Source organism: Lentzea sp. (genome assembly GCF_036380075.1).
In the GTDB taxonomy this organism is placed as follows: Bacteria; Actinomycetota; Actinomycetes; order Mycobacteriales; family Pseudonocardiaceae; genus Lentzea.
The window spans coordinates 1-16147 of sequence record NZ_DASVFL010000340.1 but is presented as its reverse complement, the minus strand read 5'-3'; the positions used below and the strand labels follow the sequence as shown (position 1 = coordinate 16147).

The following is a 16147-nucleotide window of genomic DNA, read 5'->3' as shown; positions in this document are numbered from 1 at the left end:
CCGTCTACTCCGGTTCCGTCTACTTCGGACGGTTTGCCGGTGGTCACGACTACCCCTGCCCCTGTTTCCTCGGTTGAGGCTCCTGTGGGGGTGCCGGTTTCTGTGCCTCGGTCTGAGGAGCCTGTCGTTTCTGAGAGCGGTGGTCCTGTTGAGCGGGACGTTCCTGTTTCAGACGCGGGGCTCCGCCCCGGACCCCGCCAACTGATCAAAGACCGGGCCGGCGCCGCACGCAGGTAGATGGCACGCCTGTTTCGTTGGGCGGCTTGCTGTTGCGTGCGTTGGGCGCGATCCCACCTGCCAGGCATGGAAAAGCCAAGACCAAGCTGCGTGCTGCTACTGCTGTGCGCTGGCCCTTGCGTAGGCGTCTGCGCCGCTGAACACGTTCTGGCCGTACTCGACTGAGTTGTTGTAGGTCATCACCGCTGCCCACCAGCCCTGGCCCGTGCCCAGGTCCCTCGCGCCGGCTCCGCACAGGTAGCGGGCTGCTGCCAGGGCCGCGTCGTCGATGTTCTGGGGGTCGGCTGGGAGGCCGTCGTCCGCTGCTCGTTTCGCCCAGCGGTTCCAGGTGCCCGGGATGAACTGCATCGGGCCCACTGCTCGGTCCCAGGTGGTGTCGCCGTCCAGGCGGCCGCCGTCCGTGTCGTGGATGGCCTTCACGCCGGGGCTGCCGTCCAGGGGGATGCCGATGATCGGGCGGGTCGGGAGGCCGTTCTCCTGGAGTTTGGCGCCGTTGATGTTGCCGTGGTGGGACTCGACCCTGCCGATGCCCGCCAGGGTGGCCCAGGAGATGCGGCAGCTCGGGAACTCGCGTTGCATCGTCAGGTCTGCCGAGGCGTAGGCGTGCAGGGCTCTGGCCGGGATGTCGGTCTTCGAGGCGACTCTGGTCGCCCAGTCGGCCAGTGGGTTGGCGTCCTGGGTGGTGCCGGGGGCCGCTGCGTTGCCCGGGGCGGCTTCGCCCGGGTTCACCTCCTGGATGGGGACCAGGAACGGGGGCGGGCCCAGGGGAGCTGCGTCTTTGCGGTTCAGGGCGCCCAGGCCCCAGGCGCCCGCGGCCACCACGACGATCAGCAGCAGCACCAGGACGATGCGGCCGAAGACGTTGCCGTTGCGGGGGCGGGGGGCGCTGGTTCGAGGTTCGGACGGCTGGACCACGAGACCCAGGCTACGTGCTCCCTCCAAGTGGTGAGGGGGTCAAGAGTGATGCAAACGGCACCGATGGTGGCTGGACATTCAGGTGAGGCTTACCTTAAATAAGGCCGACCTAATTCACGGAGGCGTCGGGATGCTGTTTGCCAATGGCTTGATCGGGCTGCGCGAGGGGCTCGAGGCCGCCCTCGTGGTGAGCATCTTGATCGCATTCCTCGTGAAGACCGATCGACGGTATGCGCTCAAATGGGTTTGGGTGGGTGTCGCGACCGCCGTGGCGTTGTCGGTGGCGGCCGGGGCGGTCATCACGTTCAGTGCCGCCGGCATGACGTTCGAGCAGCAGGAAGCGTTCGGCGGGACGATGTCGATCATCGCGGTCGCGTTCGTCACGGGAATGATCTTCTGGATGCGCCGGGCGGCCAAGACCATTGCGGTCGAGCTGCGCGGGAAAATGGACGAAGCGCTCAAAATCGGACCATTTGCCATCGTCGTCGTGTCCCTTTTGTCCGTTGGTCGGGAAGGGCTGGAGACGGCTGTCTTCTTCTATTCCAGCGTGCAGGCCGCCGGGGGCGGCACGACGGAGCCGTTGCTCGGGTTCCTGGGCGGCATCGCGGTCGCTGTGGTGATCGCCGCACTCCTCTACCAGGGCGCGATCCGTTTCGACCTCGGGAAGTTTTTCACCGTCACGGGCGTGCTGCTCGTCTTCGTGGCGGCGGGCGTGCTCAGCTACGGGATCCACGACCTGCAGGAAGCCGCCATCCTGCCGGGGCTCAACACGCTGGCGTTCGACATCAGCGACACCCTGCCGGAGGACTCCTGGTACGGGGCGCTGCTCAAGGGCTTCTTCAACTACTCGCAGCGCACGTCCGTGCTGCAGGCCGTCGCGTGGGTCGCCTACGTGGGGGTCGTCCTGTCCCTGTTCCTCATCCGGCCGCGCCGCCGCGCTGCCGTGTCCAACTGATCGATGGAGTGGCAACCGGTGCGCAAAGCAGTGGTCATCCTGGGCTCGCTCGCGGTGCTGGCGGCGTGTGGCAACGGCGGCACGAACAGCGGCGGTGCGAGCGGCAACATCGCCGTCGAGGCGAGTGACGACGCCTGCAAGGTCGCCAAGACCGAGGCGGCGACCGGTCCCGTCACGTTCGAGGTGACGAACAAGGGCACCAAGGTCACCGAGTTCTACCTCTACGCGGAGGGCGACCGGATCCTCGGCGAGGTCGAGAACATCGGGCCCGGCCTGAGCAGGAAGCTGATCGTCGAGGTCACCGAGTCCGGCAAGTTCCAGACCGCGTGCAAGCCCGGCATGAAGGGCGACGGCATCCGCGGCGACTTCACCGTCACGGGCGACAGCAAGAAGTCGACCGACGGCAACGCGCTGCTCGCCGAGGCGACCAAGAGCTACCAGCGCTACGTCACCTCGCAGGCCGACCAGCTGCTCGTGAAGACCGAGGAGTTCGTCAACGCCGTCAAGGCCAAGAAGGTCGACGACGCGAAGGCGCTGTTCCCCGTCTCGCGCACCTACTGGGAGCGCATCGAGCCCGTCGCGGAGAGCTTCGGCGACCTCGACCCCAAGATCGACGGCCGCGAGGACGTCATCGAGGAGGGCATGGCGTTCACCGGCTACCACCGGCTGGAGAAGGACCTGTGGGAGTCCGGGCTCCAGGCCGACTCCGAGAAGATCGCGGACGAGCTCCTCGTCAACGTCAAGGAGATCGTGTCCAAGGCGAAGGCGGTGGAGCTGACGCCCGTGCAGCTCGCCAACGGCGCCAAGGAGCTGCTCGACGAGGTGGCCACCGGCAAGATCACCGGTGAGGAGGACCGCTACTCGCACACGGATCTCTGGGACTTCCGCGCGAACGTCGACGGCTCGCAGGCCGCGATCGCCGCGCTGCGCCCGGCCGTGGAGCAGAAGGACAAGGCGCTCGTGACCACCCTGGACGCCAAGTTCAAGGCGCTCGACGAGGCGCTGGAGAAGTACCGCGAGGGCGACGGCTTCAAGTCCTACACCGCGCTGTCGCAGGACGACGTCAAGGCGCTGGCCGAGGCCGTCGACGCGCTCGGCGAGCCGGTCAGCAAGGTCGCGGAAGTGGTGTCCGCCAAGTGACCGGGGTGTCGCGGCGCAGGCTGCTCGGGTTCGCGGGCGCCGGTGTGGCGCTCGCGGGCGCGGGTGCCGCCGCCGGGGCGCTCGCGACCGGGACGTCGCCCGAGGTCGAGAACCTCGCCGCGGCGAAGGTGCCGTTCCGCGGCGACGTCCAGGCCGGCATCACCACGCCCGCGCAGGACCACATGCACTTCGTCGCGCTGGACGTGAAGACCAAGGACCGGGCCGAGCTGGTCGAGCTCCTGAAGGAGTGGACGCTGGCCGCGGAACGGATGACCTCCGGCCAGGAGGCCGCGGAGAACGGCGCGGTGGGCGGCAACGCCGAGGCGCCGCCCAAGGACACCGGCGAGGCGCTCGACCTGCCCGCGTCCGCGCTGACCATCACGATCGGCTTCGGGCCGTCGCTGTTCGACGACCGGTTCGGGCTCGCCTCGAAGCGGCCGGAACGCCTGATCGACCTGCCGCGGTTCCCGAAGGACGACCTGGACCCGGCGCGCAGCAACGGCGACATCTGCATCCAGGCCTGCGCGAACGACCCGCAGGTCGCCGTGCACGCCGTGCGGAACCTGGTGCGCATCGGGTTCGGCAAGGTCGCGGTGCGCTGGTCGCAGCTCGGCTTCGGCCGCACGTCGTCGACCACGCGCGAGCAGGCCACGCCGCGCAACATGTTCGGGTTCAAGGACGGCACGCGCAACATCAAGGCCGAGGACACCGACCACCTGCGCAACCACGTGTGGGTCGCGCAGGAGGACGGGCCGGACTGGCTCGTCGGCGGCACGTACCTGGTGGCGCGCCGGATCCGCATGCACATCGAGATCTGGGACCGCACGTCGCTCGTCGAGCAGGAGCAGATCGTCGGCAGGAACAAGGGCGAGGGCGCTCCGCTGGGACAGGCGAAGGAGTTCGACGAGCCGGACCTGCACGTGAAGGGCGCGGGCGGGGTGGCGTTGATCGGCGAGACCGCGCACATCCGGCTCGCGTCGCCGGAGTCGTTGAACGGGGCCAGGATCCTGCGCCGCGGCTACAACTTCACCGACGGCACCGACGGGCTCGGGCACCTCGACGCCGGCCTGTTCTTCGTGGCGTTCAACCGGGACACGCGCACACAGTTCGTGCCGATGCAACAAGCCCTGTCCACCAAGGACAAGATGATGGAGTACGTCGAGCACACGGGGTCGGGCCACTTCGCGGTGCCACCGGGCGTGAAACCCGGCGGCTACTGGGGCGACACCCTGTTCGGAGCCTGAACGACCGGCGGCCCCCGAGTCCACAGAGGACTCGGGGGCCGCCGGTCTTGGCGCGGTGGGTCAGCCGATCGTCTTGATCCGGGCGTTGTGGTCGGCCAGCTGGGCCACGATGTCCGGGTAGATGATCCGCTGCGAGCACCGGCGGCCGTTCTCCGCCGGGACGCCGCTGCACTGGCGCAGGTCGGCGGGCGCGACCGAGATCGCGGTCAGCGTGCCGCGGGCGACGAGCTTGTCACCGGGCTGCTGCACGGAGAAGATCGGGCCGCCGCTGTCGCCGTTGCCGCCCGCGCTGTAGCCGCCCTGGTGCACGGCCTCGACCGAGTTGTTCACGCAGCCGAAGTTCGTGAGGCAGATGGTCAGGCCGGTCTGGGTGGCGCGGATCTCGCAGATCGTGCCGGAGAACGAACCCGAGTCGCACAGCCAGTCGCCGGCGATCGTCGCGGACGAACCGATGACGTCGAGGCCGTACTGGTTGGCCGTGGGCTGGACCAGCTCGGTCTGGATCGAGTCGCCGATCCACACGCGCGGCTGGCCGGTGGCGTTGATGATCTCGCTGTCCGACGCCACCGAACGGCTCTCGACCGAGCCGATGAAGTCGCCGTTGCCGTTGGTGTAGAAGCTGCCGGCGGCACCGCAGTGCGCGGCCGTCAGCACCTTGTCGGCGCCCGTGGCGTTGTTGACGACCGCGAAGCCGGAGCTGCAGGAACCCTGCACGGCGCCGCTGCTGCTGTAGTTCTCGATGTACGCGCCGCCCTTGTAGGGGGCGGAGTCGAACAGGCGCGACGCGGCGAGCTCGACCTCACCGGACTCCACCTCGACCGCGACCGAGCTCTGCACGGCGGACTTGGCCGAGAAGCCCGTCGCGGCCTGCTTCACGGCCAGACCGCTGCCGTCGTACTTGGCGGCGACGCTGCGCACGGAACCGGTCTTCGCCAGGCGCGCGGCCTCGGCGTTGAGCTCGGCCTGCGAGTACTGGGCGGAGTGCACCTTCACGGTCAGGCCCTGCGCCTTGGCGACGGCCGCTGCGGAGCTGACCTTGGCGGGGGCCTTGCCCTTCCAGTAGACGTTGAGCGTCTTGCTGCCCGCGTCCACGTAGAGGCCGCCGAAGCCGTTGCCTCTGTCCACCTTCTCGGCGATCCTGTGGAGCTTGTCCTGGGTGGCCATCAGCGCCTTGACCTCCGGCGTGAACGCCGACGGACCGGTGTTGGCCTGCGCTGACGACGGTGCGGCCGTCACCAGCAGCGCTGTGGCGGCGGTGATGGCGGCCAGAGCCGAAAGCCTCATCTTCTTCACTGCACGAACCCCTCTGTCGCGGCCTTGAAGGCACACCGAACGAGGGCAGCGCAAACCGCGCTCACGGTTGGATCCCCCCAGATCCGGCGGCCGTCAGAACGCTGCTTGCGTCCCCCCGGTGGCCTCACAGAGAACTTAGTCGCTCACGCACCGTTGAACATGCGTCCATTCGGGGCAACCCGCGCGGAAGTCCTGTGTGGACAGTCAGTTCCGGTCGCGTTCGACGGCCATGCGGGCGCGCACCTCGCCGAGGGCTTCCTGGTACTCCGGCGACGGGTTCATCGCGACGGCCATCCGCAGCTGGGCCAGCGCCTCCGGCAGCCTTGCGAGCCGCTGCAGCGTCTTGCCGAGCGCGAACCGCGCGTAGTGGTCGCTCGGGTCGAGGTCGAGGACCTTGCGGAACGCCTCCTCCGCCCGGTTGAGCTGAGCGGACCCGAGGTACGCCCGGCCGGCCAGCAGCTGCACCGACGGCGCGTCACCCGCCTCGTCCAGCACCTGCTTCAGCTCGCGCAGGGCGTCGAGAGGCCGGCGCTGTGCGAGCAACGCCTCCGCCTTCCTGAACGCCTCGAAGGTGCCGTCCGTCATTCGATCAACGGTACCCACCGATCACCGGTTCTTCGACTGCCGTCCGGGCGACAGGACTCGAAGGAGTGGACGAACCGGGCGTTCCGGAGTCCAGTCTGGACTTCTGCGACGTTCCGGTCGTCGGGAAACCGGCCGGTGGGAAGCCGGGCACCGCCGCGGGCGTTGAGCCGGTGCATGAGCCTGCGCTTCTCACTGATGGGTCCGGTACGAGCCTGGCGGGGCGACGAGGAGGTCGACGCGGGACCGCGGCAGCGGCGGGCGGTGCTGGCGGCGTTGCTGCTGAACAACGGCGTCCGGCTGAGCAACGACCAGCTGGTCGGCATGGTCTGGGACGACCCGAGGCCGAGCGCGGTGACGGCGTTGCGGACGTACGTCTACAAGATCCGCAAGACGTTCCCCGAGCTGGACCTGAGGTCGAAGGACGGCGGCTACACCCTGCGCGCCGAGCTCGTCGACGACTGCCGCGGCGAACCGCTGGAGGGCTTGCCGGGCAGGTACTTCGAGGCACAACGGGTGCGGCTCGCCGAGCTGCGGCTGCACTCGCGCGAGGAGTGGCTGGAACGCGAGCTGGACGTCCTGGAGCTCCAGAAGCACGTCGCGTCGCACCCGCTGCGCGAACGCCCGCGCGCCCTGCTGATGCACGCCCTGTACCGCGACGGCCGGCAGGCGGAGGCGCTGGACCACTTCCACCAGGCCCGCGCCCTGCTGAACGAGGAACTCGGCCTCGACCCCGGCCCCGAGCTGCGCGAGGTGCACGCGCGGATCCTCAAGGGCGACCTCCACCTGCCGCGCAGGCCCGAGCAGCTGCCGCCGGACGTCGCCGACTTCACCGGCCGCGCGGACGAGATCGCGCGGGCGTTGCAGGTCCTGCCGGGCACGGTCGGCATCACCGGCATGCACGGCAGCGGCAAGACCGCGCTGGCCACCCGGATCGGCCACCTCGCCCGGCACCGCTTCCCGGACGGGCAGATCTTCGTGCGCGGCCACGACGTCGCGGGTGAGCTGCTGCGCGCGGTCGGCGTCGAGAACCCCGCGGGCGACAAGGCCGCGCAGTGGCGGGAGAAGGCGCGCGGCAGGCGGTTCCTGGTCGTCGTCGACGACCTCCAGACCGCGGCCGACGTCGAGGACCTGCACGTACCCGGCTCCGCCATGATCGTCACGAGCGTGCGCCGCTGGAACGCGCTGCCCGGCGTGACGTGGCTGAAGGTCGCGGGACTCGCCGCGGCCGAGGCACGGGCGTTGTTCGACCAGGTCGCCGGCGGTGCGCGGAGCTCGGCCGAGCCGGAGCTGACGACGAAGGTCCTCGCCCGCGTCTCGCACCTGCCCAACCCCGTCCGGGTGCTCGCCGGCAAGCTCAGCGCCCGCCCGCACTGGACCGTCGCGATGCTGCTGCGGCAGATGGAGCGGGAGACCGTGCTGGGCGACGCGATCCCGTCCGACTGCCGGGCCGTGCTGGCGCCGATGATCAAGGCGGACGACCGGCTGACCGAGGCGGAACGGCACCTGGTCGACTGCTTCGCCCGGCGCGGCGACGAGGTGATCGACGTGTGCGAGGCCGCCGAGATGACCGGCGGCGAGATCGGCACGATCGAGATGCTGCTGGAGTCGCTCGCCGACGTGCACCTGATCGAGCCGCTGGAGCTCGGCCGCTACCGGATCCCGCACTTCGTGCAGATGTTCTACGGCCTGCGCACACTGGCTCCCACCAGCTGATTCATCCGGAATTCACGGCCGGACCACGCGGTGTCGGCACGGTGGCGGACATGGCAACCAAGATCCTCGCGAACCAGAAGGCACTCGTCACCGGAGCCACGTCGGGCATCGGCCGCGCCATCGCGGTCAAGCTCGCCGAGGCGGGCGCCACCGTCTACCTGACCGGCCGCCGCGCCGAGCTCGGCAAGGAGACCGTCGAGCTCGTCGAGAAGGCCGGCGGCACCGGCCACTTCATCGTCTCGGACATCGCGAGCGTCGACGACGTCCGCGCGCTCGCCGCGGAGGTCGGCGAGGTGGACGTCCTCGTCAACAACGCGGGCATCTTCCCGTTCTCGCCGACCACCGAGCAGTCGCTGGAGACCTACCAGCAGGTCTTCGACGTGAACGTGCGCGGCGTCTACTTCCTCACCGCGGCCCTCGCCCCGGCGATGCTGGCGAAGGGCAGGGGCTCGATCGTCAACGTCTCGTCGATCGGCGCGGACGTCGGCAACGCGACCACCAGCGTCTACAGCGCCTCCAAGGCGGCAGTGGACGCCCTGACCCGCTCGTGGGCCGTCGAGTTCGGCGCCAGGGGCGTCCGCGTCAACTCCGTGGCGCCCGGCCCGATCCGCACCGAAGCCGCCGCCACGGGGTCGCCGGAGGTGTTCGACGCGATGAGCGACGCCATCCCGATGAAGCGCGTCGGCGAGCCGGAGGAGATCGCGGACGTCGTGCTGTTCCTCGCGTCCGGCCAGTCGAGCTACGTCAACGGCGTCGTGCTCGCGGCCGACGGCGGCTACCTCGCGAGCTGAGCCAGCAGCGTGTGCACCGACGAGGGCGACTCGACGTGCGCGTTGTGGCCGGTGCCCGGGAACGTGACGGGCGCCGGCACCAGCTCCTCCAGGTGTTCCCGGGGGCACATCGGGTCGTTCTCGCCCGCCGCCAGCACGACCTCCGCCTTCGACGCCATGATCAGCCCCGGCAGGTCCGGCCGCCCGACGCCGAAGGCCCTCACGTCCAGCGACGGCGCCCACCCGCCGTCCACTTCGGACACACCGTGCGCCAGCGGCACCCCGGCCATCTTCGACGCCCGCTCGACGGCTTCGGCCTCCTCGGCGAAGACCTTGGCCGGCCGCGCGGCGAGCGACGCCGCCTTCTCCAGCTCCTCGTCGGTCCACCGCACCTTGATCCCGACGCCGACGCACGTGGTCACGTCGACCCCGAACCAGCCGCTGGCCAGCGCCAGCCCGACCACCCCGCCCAGCGAGTGCCCGACGACCGTCACGGGCTCGCGCGGCACCACCTCCGCCACGGCCGCCGCGAACGAGCCGAACGAGTAGCGGTCGATCGACCCGGACCGCCCGTGACCGGGCAGGTCCGGCACGAGCCAGCTCCCGGACCACCCGTCGACGACGCCCCGCCACACCTCGCCGGTGGCGCCCAGCCCGTGCAGCAGCACCAGCAACGGCCCGTTCCCACCACGTTCGACATGAAGCACGTCAGAATCCCGTTCTATGCGGACCGATGCCGAGCTGATCGTCGACCCGGACACGTATACCTCGGGTGTCCCGCACGACGCACTCACCCGGCTGCGCGACGGGAACGTCGTGCGCGTCGACGACTTCTGGGCGATCTTCCGGTACGACGACGTCCGGACCGTGCTGCGTTCGCCCGGCGTGTTCTCGTCGCACCGCGGCGCCACCCAGATCCGCGACCCGCGGCCCGACGACCTGGCCTTCGTCCAGCGGATGATGCTGAACCAGGACCCGCCGAACCACACCCGCCTGCGCCGCATGCTGACCCAGGCCTTCACGCCTCGTGCGGTCGCCAGGCTGGAGGACGGCATCCGCGCCAACGCACGTCGGATCGTCGCGAACCTGTCCGGCGACTTCGCCGCCGACGTCGCCGACCTGCCGCTGCTGACCCTGGCCGACGTCTTCGGCGTGCCGCGCCAGGACCGCGCGCTGCTCTACGACTGGAGCAACCGCGTGATCGGCTTCCAGGACGAGGAGTACGCGCTGTCGTCGAGCTCCACGGACGGCATGACCGACATGGCCCTCCAGGCGCTGGAGCTCCGCCCCGACGACGGCCGCGACCCGCGGTCCCGCGGCGGCATGCCCGACCTGTACGCCTACGCGCACGCTCTCGGCGCTCACAAGCGCGAGCACCCGTCGGACGACGTGCTGAGCAACCTCATGCGGGAGGACATCTCGCTGGAGGAGTTCGAGACCCTGTTCTGGCTGTTCTCGGTGGCGGGCAACGAGACCCTGCGCAACGGGATTCCCGGCGGTCTGATCGCCTTGATGCAGCACCCCGACCAGTACGCGCGGCTGCGGGCGGACCGGTCGTTGCTCGGCAGTGCGGTCGAGGAGATGTTGCGGTGGTGGACGCCGGTCATGCACTTCCGGCGCACGGCCGTATCGGACGTGGAGTTGTCCGGCGTGCGGATCGCGGCGGGGGAGAAGGTCGTCGTCTGGTTCTCCTCGGCCAACCGCGACGAGCGGGTGTTCTCCGCTCCGGACCGGTTCGACGTGGGGCGGTCGGAAGCCGATCACCTGAGCTTCGGGCACGGGCCGCACTTCTGCCTCGGGGCGCAGCTGGCGCGGACGCAGCTGCGGGCGGTGTTCGAGGCGGTGCTGGACCTGCCGGGGCTGCTGGAGCTCGACGGGGAGGTGGTCCGGTTGCGGTCGAACTTCCAGAACGGCGTGAAACACCTGCCGGTGCGACTAACCTGAGCACTCTTCAGCTTTGCGCTCCGTGGGGGAGAGTTCATGCGTCTCGTCATCGTCGCGTGCGTCATCACGCTCGCGGCTTGCTCACCGACACCGCCCGCGCCCACGACCGCGCCACCTTCGCCGGCGACGACGTCCACCGCGTCGACACCGGACCTGGTCAAGGCGATGGACGGCAAGGTGAAGTCGGCCCTGATGCCGGTGGAGGCCTTCAGCATCCCGGCCGAGTACGTGACCGACGAGCCGAAGTGGGACGCCGAGCTCGCCAACACCGACGGCAGGATCAGCCCGGTGTGCTTGGGCGCGCGCGTCGACGTCGGCGTCTCCACCTCGCGCCGCCGGCTCTGGAACTCGCCCGACTCCTACTTCGAGGAACAGGTGTTCGGGCTGGTCGGTGTCACGGCGAAGCACGTCCTCGACACCCTGCGCGACAAGGCGCGTTCGTGCCGGACCTACGTCGGCGAGATCGACGAGTCGCCTCGCGAGGTGCGGGCGGACGTCGAGATCCGGCAGTGGGAGGGGATCGACGACTCGTACGCGCTCTGCCAGCGCTTCCCCGACGAGGGGGAGGAGGCGTGGTCCTGTGAGGGCTTCCTGGCGCGCGGGGACCTGATCGCCAAGGTGGTCGTGTACTCGAGAGGCGTGGAGCGGGCGACGTCGCACCTGTCCGACCTCGCGCGGTTGGCCGTGCCGTACCTGGTGAAGGTGGGCTGATCCACGGGGACTGGGCACCGCCCGGGACGTCTGGCACGATTCAGACGACCGGCCCCGGCGCTCCACCGCGGTCCGCAGGTGATCCACAGCTGCTCCGCAGGTGTCGAGCCCCGCCCGGTCACCTGGCCCAAGTAGGCTCGTCACGACGACGAGACGCAGGAGAAACAGGGAGCGCAAGTGGCGGTCATCGAGCAGGTCGGAGCACGCGAGATCCTTGACTCTCGCGGCAACCCCACCGTCGAGGTCGAGGTGGCGCTGGACGACGGCACGCTGGAGCGCGCGGCCGTCCCGTCGGGCGCGTCCACCGGTGAGCACGAGGCGGTGGAGCTGCGGGACGGCGACGCCAAGCGGTACCTGGGCAAGGGTGTCGAGCGCGCGGTCACCGCGGTGCTCGACGAGATCGGCCCCGAGCTGGTCGGCATCGAGGCCGTCGAGCAGCGGGTCGTCGACCAGAAGCTCGTCGACCTGGACGGCACGCCGGACAAGGGCCGCCTGGGCGCGAACGCCATCCTCGGCGTGAGCCTCGCGGTCGCGAAGGCGGCGGCGACCTCCAGCGGCCTGGAGCTGTTCCGCTACATCGGCGGCCCGAACGCGCACGTGCTGCCCGTTCCGATGCTGAACATCCTCAACGGTGGCTCGCACGCCGACACCGACGTGGACATCCAGGAGTTCATGATCGCGCCGATCGGCGCGGAGACGTTCCGCGAGGGCCTGCGCTGGGGCACCGAGGTCTACCACGCGCTGAAGTCCGTGCTGAAGAGCAAGGGCCTCGCCACGGGCCTGGGTGACGAGGGCGGTTTCGCGCCGAACCTCGGCAGCAACCGCGACGCGCTCGACCTGATCCTCGAGGCCATCGAGAAGGCCGGCTACCGGGCGGGCCGCGACGTCGCGCTCGCGCTCGACGTGGCCGCCACCGAGTTCTTCTCGGACGGCGCCTACTCGTTCGAGAACACCAAGCGGTCGGCCGAGCAGATGATCGGCTACTACTCCGAGCTGGTCCGCGACTACCCGATGGTCTCCATCGAGGACCCGCTGTCCGAGGACGACTGGGACGGCTGGGTGCAGCTGACCGCCGAGCTGGGCGAGAAGGTCCAGATCGTCGGCGACGACCTGTTCGTCACGAACCCGGAGCGCCTGGAGGAGGGCATCTCCCGCCGCGCCGCCAACGCGCTGCTGGTGAAGGTCAACCAGATCGGCACGCTGTCCGAGACGCTCGACGCGGTCTCGCTGGCCACCTCCTACGGCTACAAGTCGATGATGTCGCACCGCTCGGGCGAGACCGAGGACACGACCATCGCCGACCTCGCCGTCGCGGTGGGTGCCGGGCAGATCAAGACCGGTGCGCCGGCCCGCGGTGAGCGCACCGCGAAGTACAACCAGCTCCTGCGCATCGAGGAGAGCCTCGGCGACGCGGCGCGCTACGCGGGCGAGCTCGCGTTCCCGCGCTACACGCCGGAGGGCTGATCCATGGCCGAGCGCGCGCGTCGTCCCCGCCGCCCCCGTGAGGAACGGGAGGCGCGGCCCGCGCGCGCTCGGAAGCCTCCGCGCCCCAAGGCGCCGTCGCGTCGCAGCGACGGCACGGGTGGCGCGTTCGGCATGACGGGGACGCGGCGGGCCGCGATGTTCGCGATGGTGCTGTGCGCACTGGCGTTGAGCATCGCGGTTCCGCTGCGGACCTACCTCTCGCAGCGCGACGAGCTCCGCGACGTGGGGGCCGAGCAGCAGAAGCTGCGTGAGACGGTCGCCGCGCTGGAGCAGCGCAAGGCGCAGCTGCAGGATCCCGGCTACGTGGAGATCGAGGCGCGCAAGCGGCTGCACTGGGTGCGGCCCGGCGAGACGCCCTACATCGTTCAACTGCCCGGTGACGAAGGTCGCAACACCGAATCGGAGAGGCCGTCGGGCAAGCCGGCGGCACAAGGGTCTTGGTACGAGGAACTGTGGGAATCGGTGACGCACAAGTAAGTGCTGCTGACCTGGAAACGGTCGCCCAGCAGCTCGGCCGCATGCCGCGCGGGACGCGTGCGATCGCCTCGCGGTGCCCCAGCGGGCACCCGAACGTCGTGCAGACGGACCCGCGGCTGCCCGACGGGACGCCGTTCCCGACGCTGTACTACCTGACCTGCCCGAAGCTGAACTCGCTGGTCAGCACGCTGGAGGGCGGCGGCCTGATGAAGGAGCAGCAGGAGCGCCTGGCGACGGACGCCGACCTCGCCGCGGCCTACCTGCGCGCGCACGAGTCGTACCTGGCCGAACGCGACGCCATCGAGTCGCTGGGCACCCAGGTCACCGCGGGCGGCATGCCGGGCAGGGTCAAGTGCCTCCACGTGCACGTCGCACACGCCCTCGCGAAGGGCCCCGGGGTCAATCCCATGGGGGACGAGGCCCTGGCACTCTTGACGGCGCAGGCGCTCTGGCCCGCCGGAGACTGCGCGTAACGCCGAGTTAACAGTCAACGGAACCGAACACACGCTTCACTCCGTCTTGGGTACACCTGGTCCCGCTAGTGGGGCAGGGTGGAACGGGTCAGCTCGGGGGCGTTCGCCGTAACTGCGAGACGGCGCGCCGCGATGACGCACGAGAGGTGAGTATTCGTGGCAATGGCCAAACTGCGCGGTCCCGCGGCGCTGTCCCCGAAGCACAAGGGGTTCGCTGTTGCCGCGCTGGCTGCGATGCTGGCGCCGTCGCTGGTCGTGGGCACGAAGCTCGTCGACTGGGTCAACCTCTCCAAGCACGACGACATCGCTGTCACATTAGGTCCCGCCGACGTCTTCAACGCGCTGCGCCGCGACCCGTCCGAGCTCGGCGCGTCCGGCCGCCTGCCGCTGTCCGAGGAGCTGAGCGCGGCCCTGCTGGCCGACCTCGAGGACGGCGAGTTCGACGAGGGCGTCGACAACGACCCCGGCCTGGTGGACGACTTCCCCGGCGACTACGGCATCCCCGGCGTCGTGCTGGAGGCCTACCTCCGCGCGGAGGACAAGATGGCCCAGCTCGTCCCGGGCTGCAACCTCGACTGGGCGCTGCTCGCCGGCATCGGCAAGGTCGAGTCGAACCACGCCAACAACGGCCGCGTGAACGCCGTCGGCGACGCCACCCCCAAGATCCTCGGCCCGGTCCTGAACGGCGCCCCCGGCATGGCCGCCATCCGCGACACCGACGGCGGCCGCCTCGACGGCGACAAGACCTGGGACCGCGCGGTCGGCCCGATGCAGTTCATCCCCGCGACGTGGGCGAGCTTCGGCGGCGACGGCAACGACGACGGCACCGTCAACCCGAACAACGTCTACGACGCCGCCCTGGGCGCCGGCCGCTACCTCTGCGCGGGCGGCGGCGACCTGTCGAAGCCGAGCGCGCGGGCCGCGGCCGTCTTCCGCTACAACCAGTCGACGACGTACGTCCAGACGGTCCTCAAGTGGGCCAAGGAGTACGGCGACAACGTCGACGCCCTGCCGCCGCTCTCCGACACCGGCAACAACCAGCAGAACCCGGACACGAGCAACCCCGGCACGCCGCCCACCGGCACCGACCCCGGCACCCCGAGCACGTCGAACCCGCCGTCCTCGACGCCGCCGTCGTCCACGCCGCCCTCGTGCCCCACGCCGACGTCGACCACCTCGACGACGACGTCCACCACCACCTCGGCACCCTCGACCCCGCCGTCGACCTCGACGTCCTGCCCGCCGTCGTCGACGCCGCCCTCGTCGTCCACCACCACGACGACCACGACCACGACCACGACCACCACGACGACGACCACCGCGTCGAACCCGCCCGCGTCCGAGCCGTCGTCCGGCACCTCCCAGTCGTCGTCGCAGTCGTCCTCGCAGCCGCAGCAGTCGTCGGTGACCAACACGCCCAGCAGCGTCCGCGAGGAAAGCTCCGCCCAGCCCACGTCGAACAGCCTGGTAACGACCACGCCCAGCTAGTCCGGCGTGTCGCGTTGGAGCGCCTCCAAGCCGTACCTCGTTCGGGGAAATTCGGGCAGAAACGTTGTGGCGCAGGGGATCCCGACCCCTAACGTGTCCTCCCATGCCGAAGCGCAACTCGAGCGTGGTGGGCCGGGAGTTCGGCAATGGCGTGCGCGACGCCATCGAGCAGAGCGGCATGACCCAGCGCAGACTCGCCCAACTGCTGGACTGGCAGGAGGCCAAGGTCTCCGACCTGGTGCAGGGCAAGGGAGGCGTCACGGAGTTCGACGTCGTGCGGCTCCTGTCCTACTGCCGCGCCCCGCACACCGACGTCGAACAGATGCTCACCCTGTACCGCGAGTCCCGGGAGAAGGGCTGGCTCCTGTTCCCGGAGGACGGCGTCCCCGACCAGGTCCACTCCCTGATCAGCCAGGAGCGGCTCGCCAGCAAGATCACCGTGTGGTCGATGAACCTCGTCCCCGGCCACCTCCAGATCGCCGGCTACATGCGTGCCGCCGCGGAGAAGTCGGCCAAGATCAAACCCGCGGACATCGACGCGCTGGTCCGCGCGAAGCTCGACCGCCAGGCGAGTTTCCAGCCCGGCCGCGAGTTCGTGTTCTACGTGCACGAGCAGGCACTCCGGTTGCCGGTCGGCGGTCCGGACGTGATGCGAGCGCAGTTGACCCACATCCAGTTCGTCGTGATGCGCAACTACATCACCTTCCGGATCGTGCC

General features: G+C 70.0%; 16 protein-coding genes. 12 read left to right on the top strand and 4 right to left on the bottom strand.

Annotated features, from left to right (window positions below; all coding sequences use genetic code 11):
* Positions 1–333: 333 nt before the first annotated feature.
* Positions 334–1152 (bottom strand): lytic murein transglycosylase, encoded by an 819-nt coding sequence (locus VF330_RS36330; RefSeq protein ID WP_330856272.1) that lies wholly within the window; start codon positions 1150–1152, stop codon positions 334–336.
* Positions 1153–1282: 130 nt separating this feature from the next.
* Between VF330_RS36330 and efeU the strand changes: the two genes are divergently transcribed.
* Genes efeU through efeB form a run of 3 tightly spaced genes read left to right on the top strand, consistent with a single transcriptional unit; the run spans position 1283 to position 4491 of the window.
* Positions 1283–2107 carry an iron uptake transporter permease EfeU gene (gene efeU, locus VF330_RS36325; protein ID WP_330856271.1) on the top strand — a complete coding sequence of 275 codons (825 nt, stop codon included), beginning with the start codon at positions 1283–1285 and terminating at the stop codon, positions 2105–2107.
* An 18-nt stretch (positions 2108–2125) separates the two neighbouring features.
* Entirely contained in the window at positions 2126–3247 is a 1122-nt protein-coding gene (gene efeO / locus VF330_RS36320; protein ID WP_330856270.1) for an iron uptake system protein EfeO, read from the top strand.
* Entirely contained in the window at positions 3244–4491 is a 1248-nt protein-coding gene (efeB, locus tag VF330_RS36315) for an iron uptake transporter deferrochelatase/peroxidase subunit (protein ID WP_330856269.1), read from the top strand. Before efeO ends, efeB begins: the two co-directional genes overlap by 4 nt.
* 60 nt (positions 4492–4551) lie before the next feature.
* Here the strand turns inward: efeB and VF330_RS36310 are convergent, their stop codons facing one another.
* Together VF330_RS36310 and VF330_RS36305 are read right to left on the bottom strand one after the other, a co-directional pair.
* Complete coding sequence (locus VF330_RS36310) at positions 4552–5775, bottom strand: hypothetical protein (protein ID WP_330856268.1); 1224 nt, start codon at positions 5773–5775, stop codon at positions 4552–4554.
* 213 nt (positions 5776–5988) lie between these two features.
* On the bottom strand, positions 5989–6369 hold the full coding sequence (locus VF330_RS36305) for a tetratricopeptide repeat protein (protein ID WP_330856267.1): 381 nt from the start codon (positions 6367–6369) through the stop codon (positions 5989–5991).
* A gap of 174 nt (positions 6370–6543) precedes the next feature.
* Between VF330_RS36305 and VF330_RS36300 the strand changes: the two genes are divergently transcribed.
* Both VF330_RS36300 and VF330_RS36295 read left to right on the top strand, forming a co-directional pair.
* The gene (locus VF330_RS36300) at positions 6544–8082 is read left to right on the top strand and encodes an AfsR/SARP family transcriptional regulator (protein WP_330856266.1); all 1539 of its coding nucleotides are present in this window, start codon (positions 6544–6546) and stop codon (positions 8080–8082) included.
* 50 nt (positions 8083–8132) lie between these two features.
* Positions 8133–8873, top strand: coding sequence for an SDR family oxidoreductase (locus tag VF330_RS36295; RefSeq protein WP_330856265.1), 741 nt, complete (start codon positions 8133–8135; stop codon positions 8871–8873).
* Here VF330_RS36295 and VF330_RS36290 read toward each other — a convergent pair.
* A complete protein-coding gene (locus VF330_RS36290; protein ID WP_330856264.1) occupies positions 8858–9559 on the bottom strand; it encodes an alpha/beta hydrolase in 702 nt (233 codons plus the stop codon). The two genes, VF330_RS36295 and VF330_RS36290, sit on opposite strands and share 16 nt — an antisense overlap.
* Before the next feature lie 16 nt (positions 9560–9575).
* Here VF330_RS36290 and VF330_RS36285 point away from each other — a divergent pair, with 16 nt between their 5' ends.
* From VF330_RS36285 to VF330_RS36255, 7 genes are all read left to right on the top strand, one after another.
* Complete coding sequence (locus VF330_RS36285; RefSeq protein WP_330856263.1) at positions 9576–10796, top strand: cytochrome P450; 1221 nt, start codon at positions 9576–9578, stop codon at positions 10794–10796.
* 36 nt (positions 10797–10832) lie between these two features.
* On the top strand, positions 10833–11507 hold the full coding sequence (locus VF330_RS36280; protein ID WP_330856262.1) for a hypothetical protein: 675 nt from the start codon (positions 10833–10835) through the stop codon (positions 11505–11507).
* Positions 11508–11684: 177 nt separating this feature from the next.
* On the top strand, positions 11685–12971 hold the full coding sequence (eno, locus tag VF330_RS36275; protein WP_330856261.1) for a phosphopyruvate hydratase: 1287 nt from the start codon (positions 11685–11687) through the stop codon (positions 12969–12971).
* Between the two features lie 3 nt (positions 12972–12974).
* The gene (locus VF330_RS36270) at positions 12975–13469 is read left to right on the top strand and encodes a septum formation initiator family protein (protein WP_330856260.1); all 495 of its coding nucleotides are present in this window, start codon (positions 12975–12977) and stop codon (positions 13467–13469) included.
* Between the two features lie 41 nt (positions 13470–13510).
* The gene (locus VF330_RS36265; protein WP_330856284.1) at positions 13511–13942 is read left to right on the top strand and encodes a DUF501 domain-containing protein; all 432 of its coding nucleotides are present in this window, start codon (positions 13511–13513) and stop codon (positions 13940–13942) included.
* 162 nt (positions 13943–14104) lie between these two features.
* Positions 14105–15430, top strand: coding sequence for a lytic murein transglycosylase (locus tag VF330_RS36260; RefSeq protein ID WP_330856283.1), 1326 nt, complete (start codon positions 14105–14107; stop codon positions 15428–15430).
* Positions 15431–15533: 103 nt separating this feature from the next.
* Positions 15534–16147: helix-turn-helix transcriptional regulator (locus VF330_RS36255; protein WP_330856259.1), on the top strand; the 614-nt coding region annotated here is incomplete at its 3' end.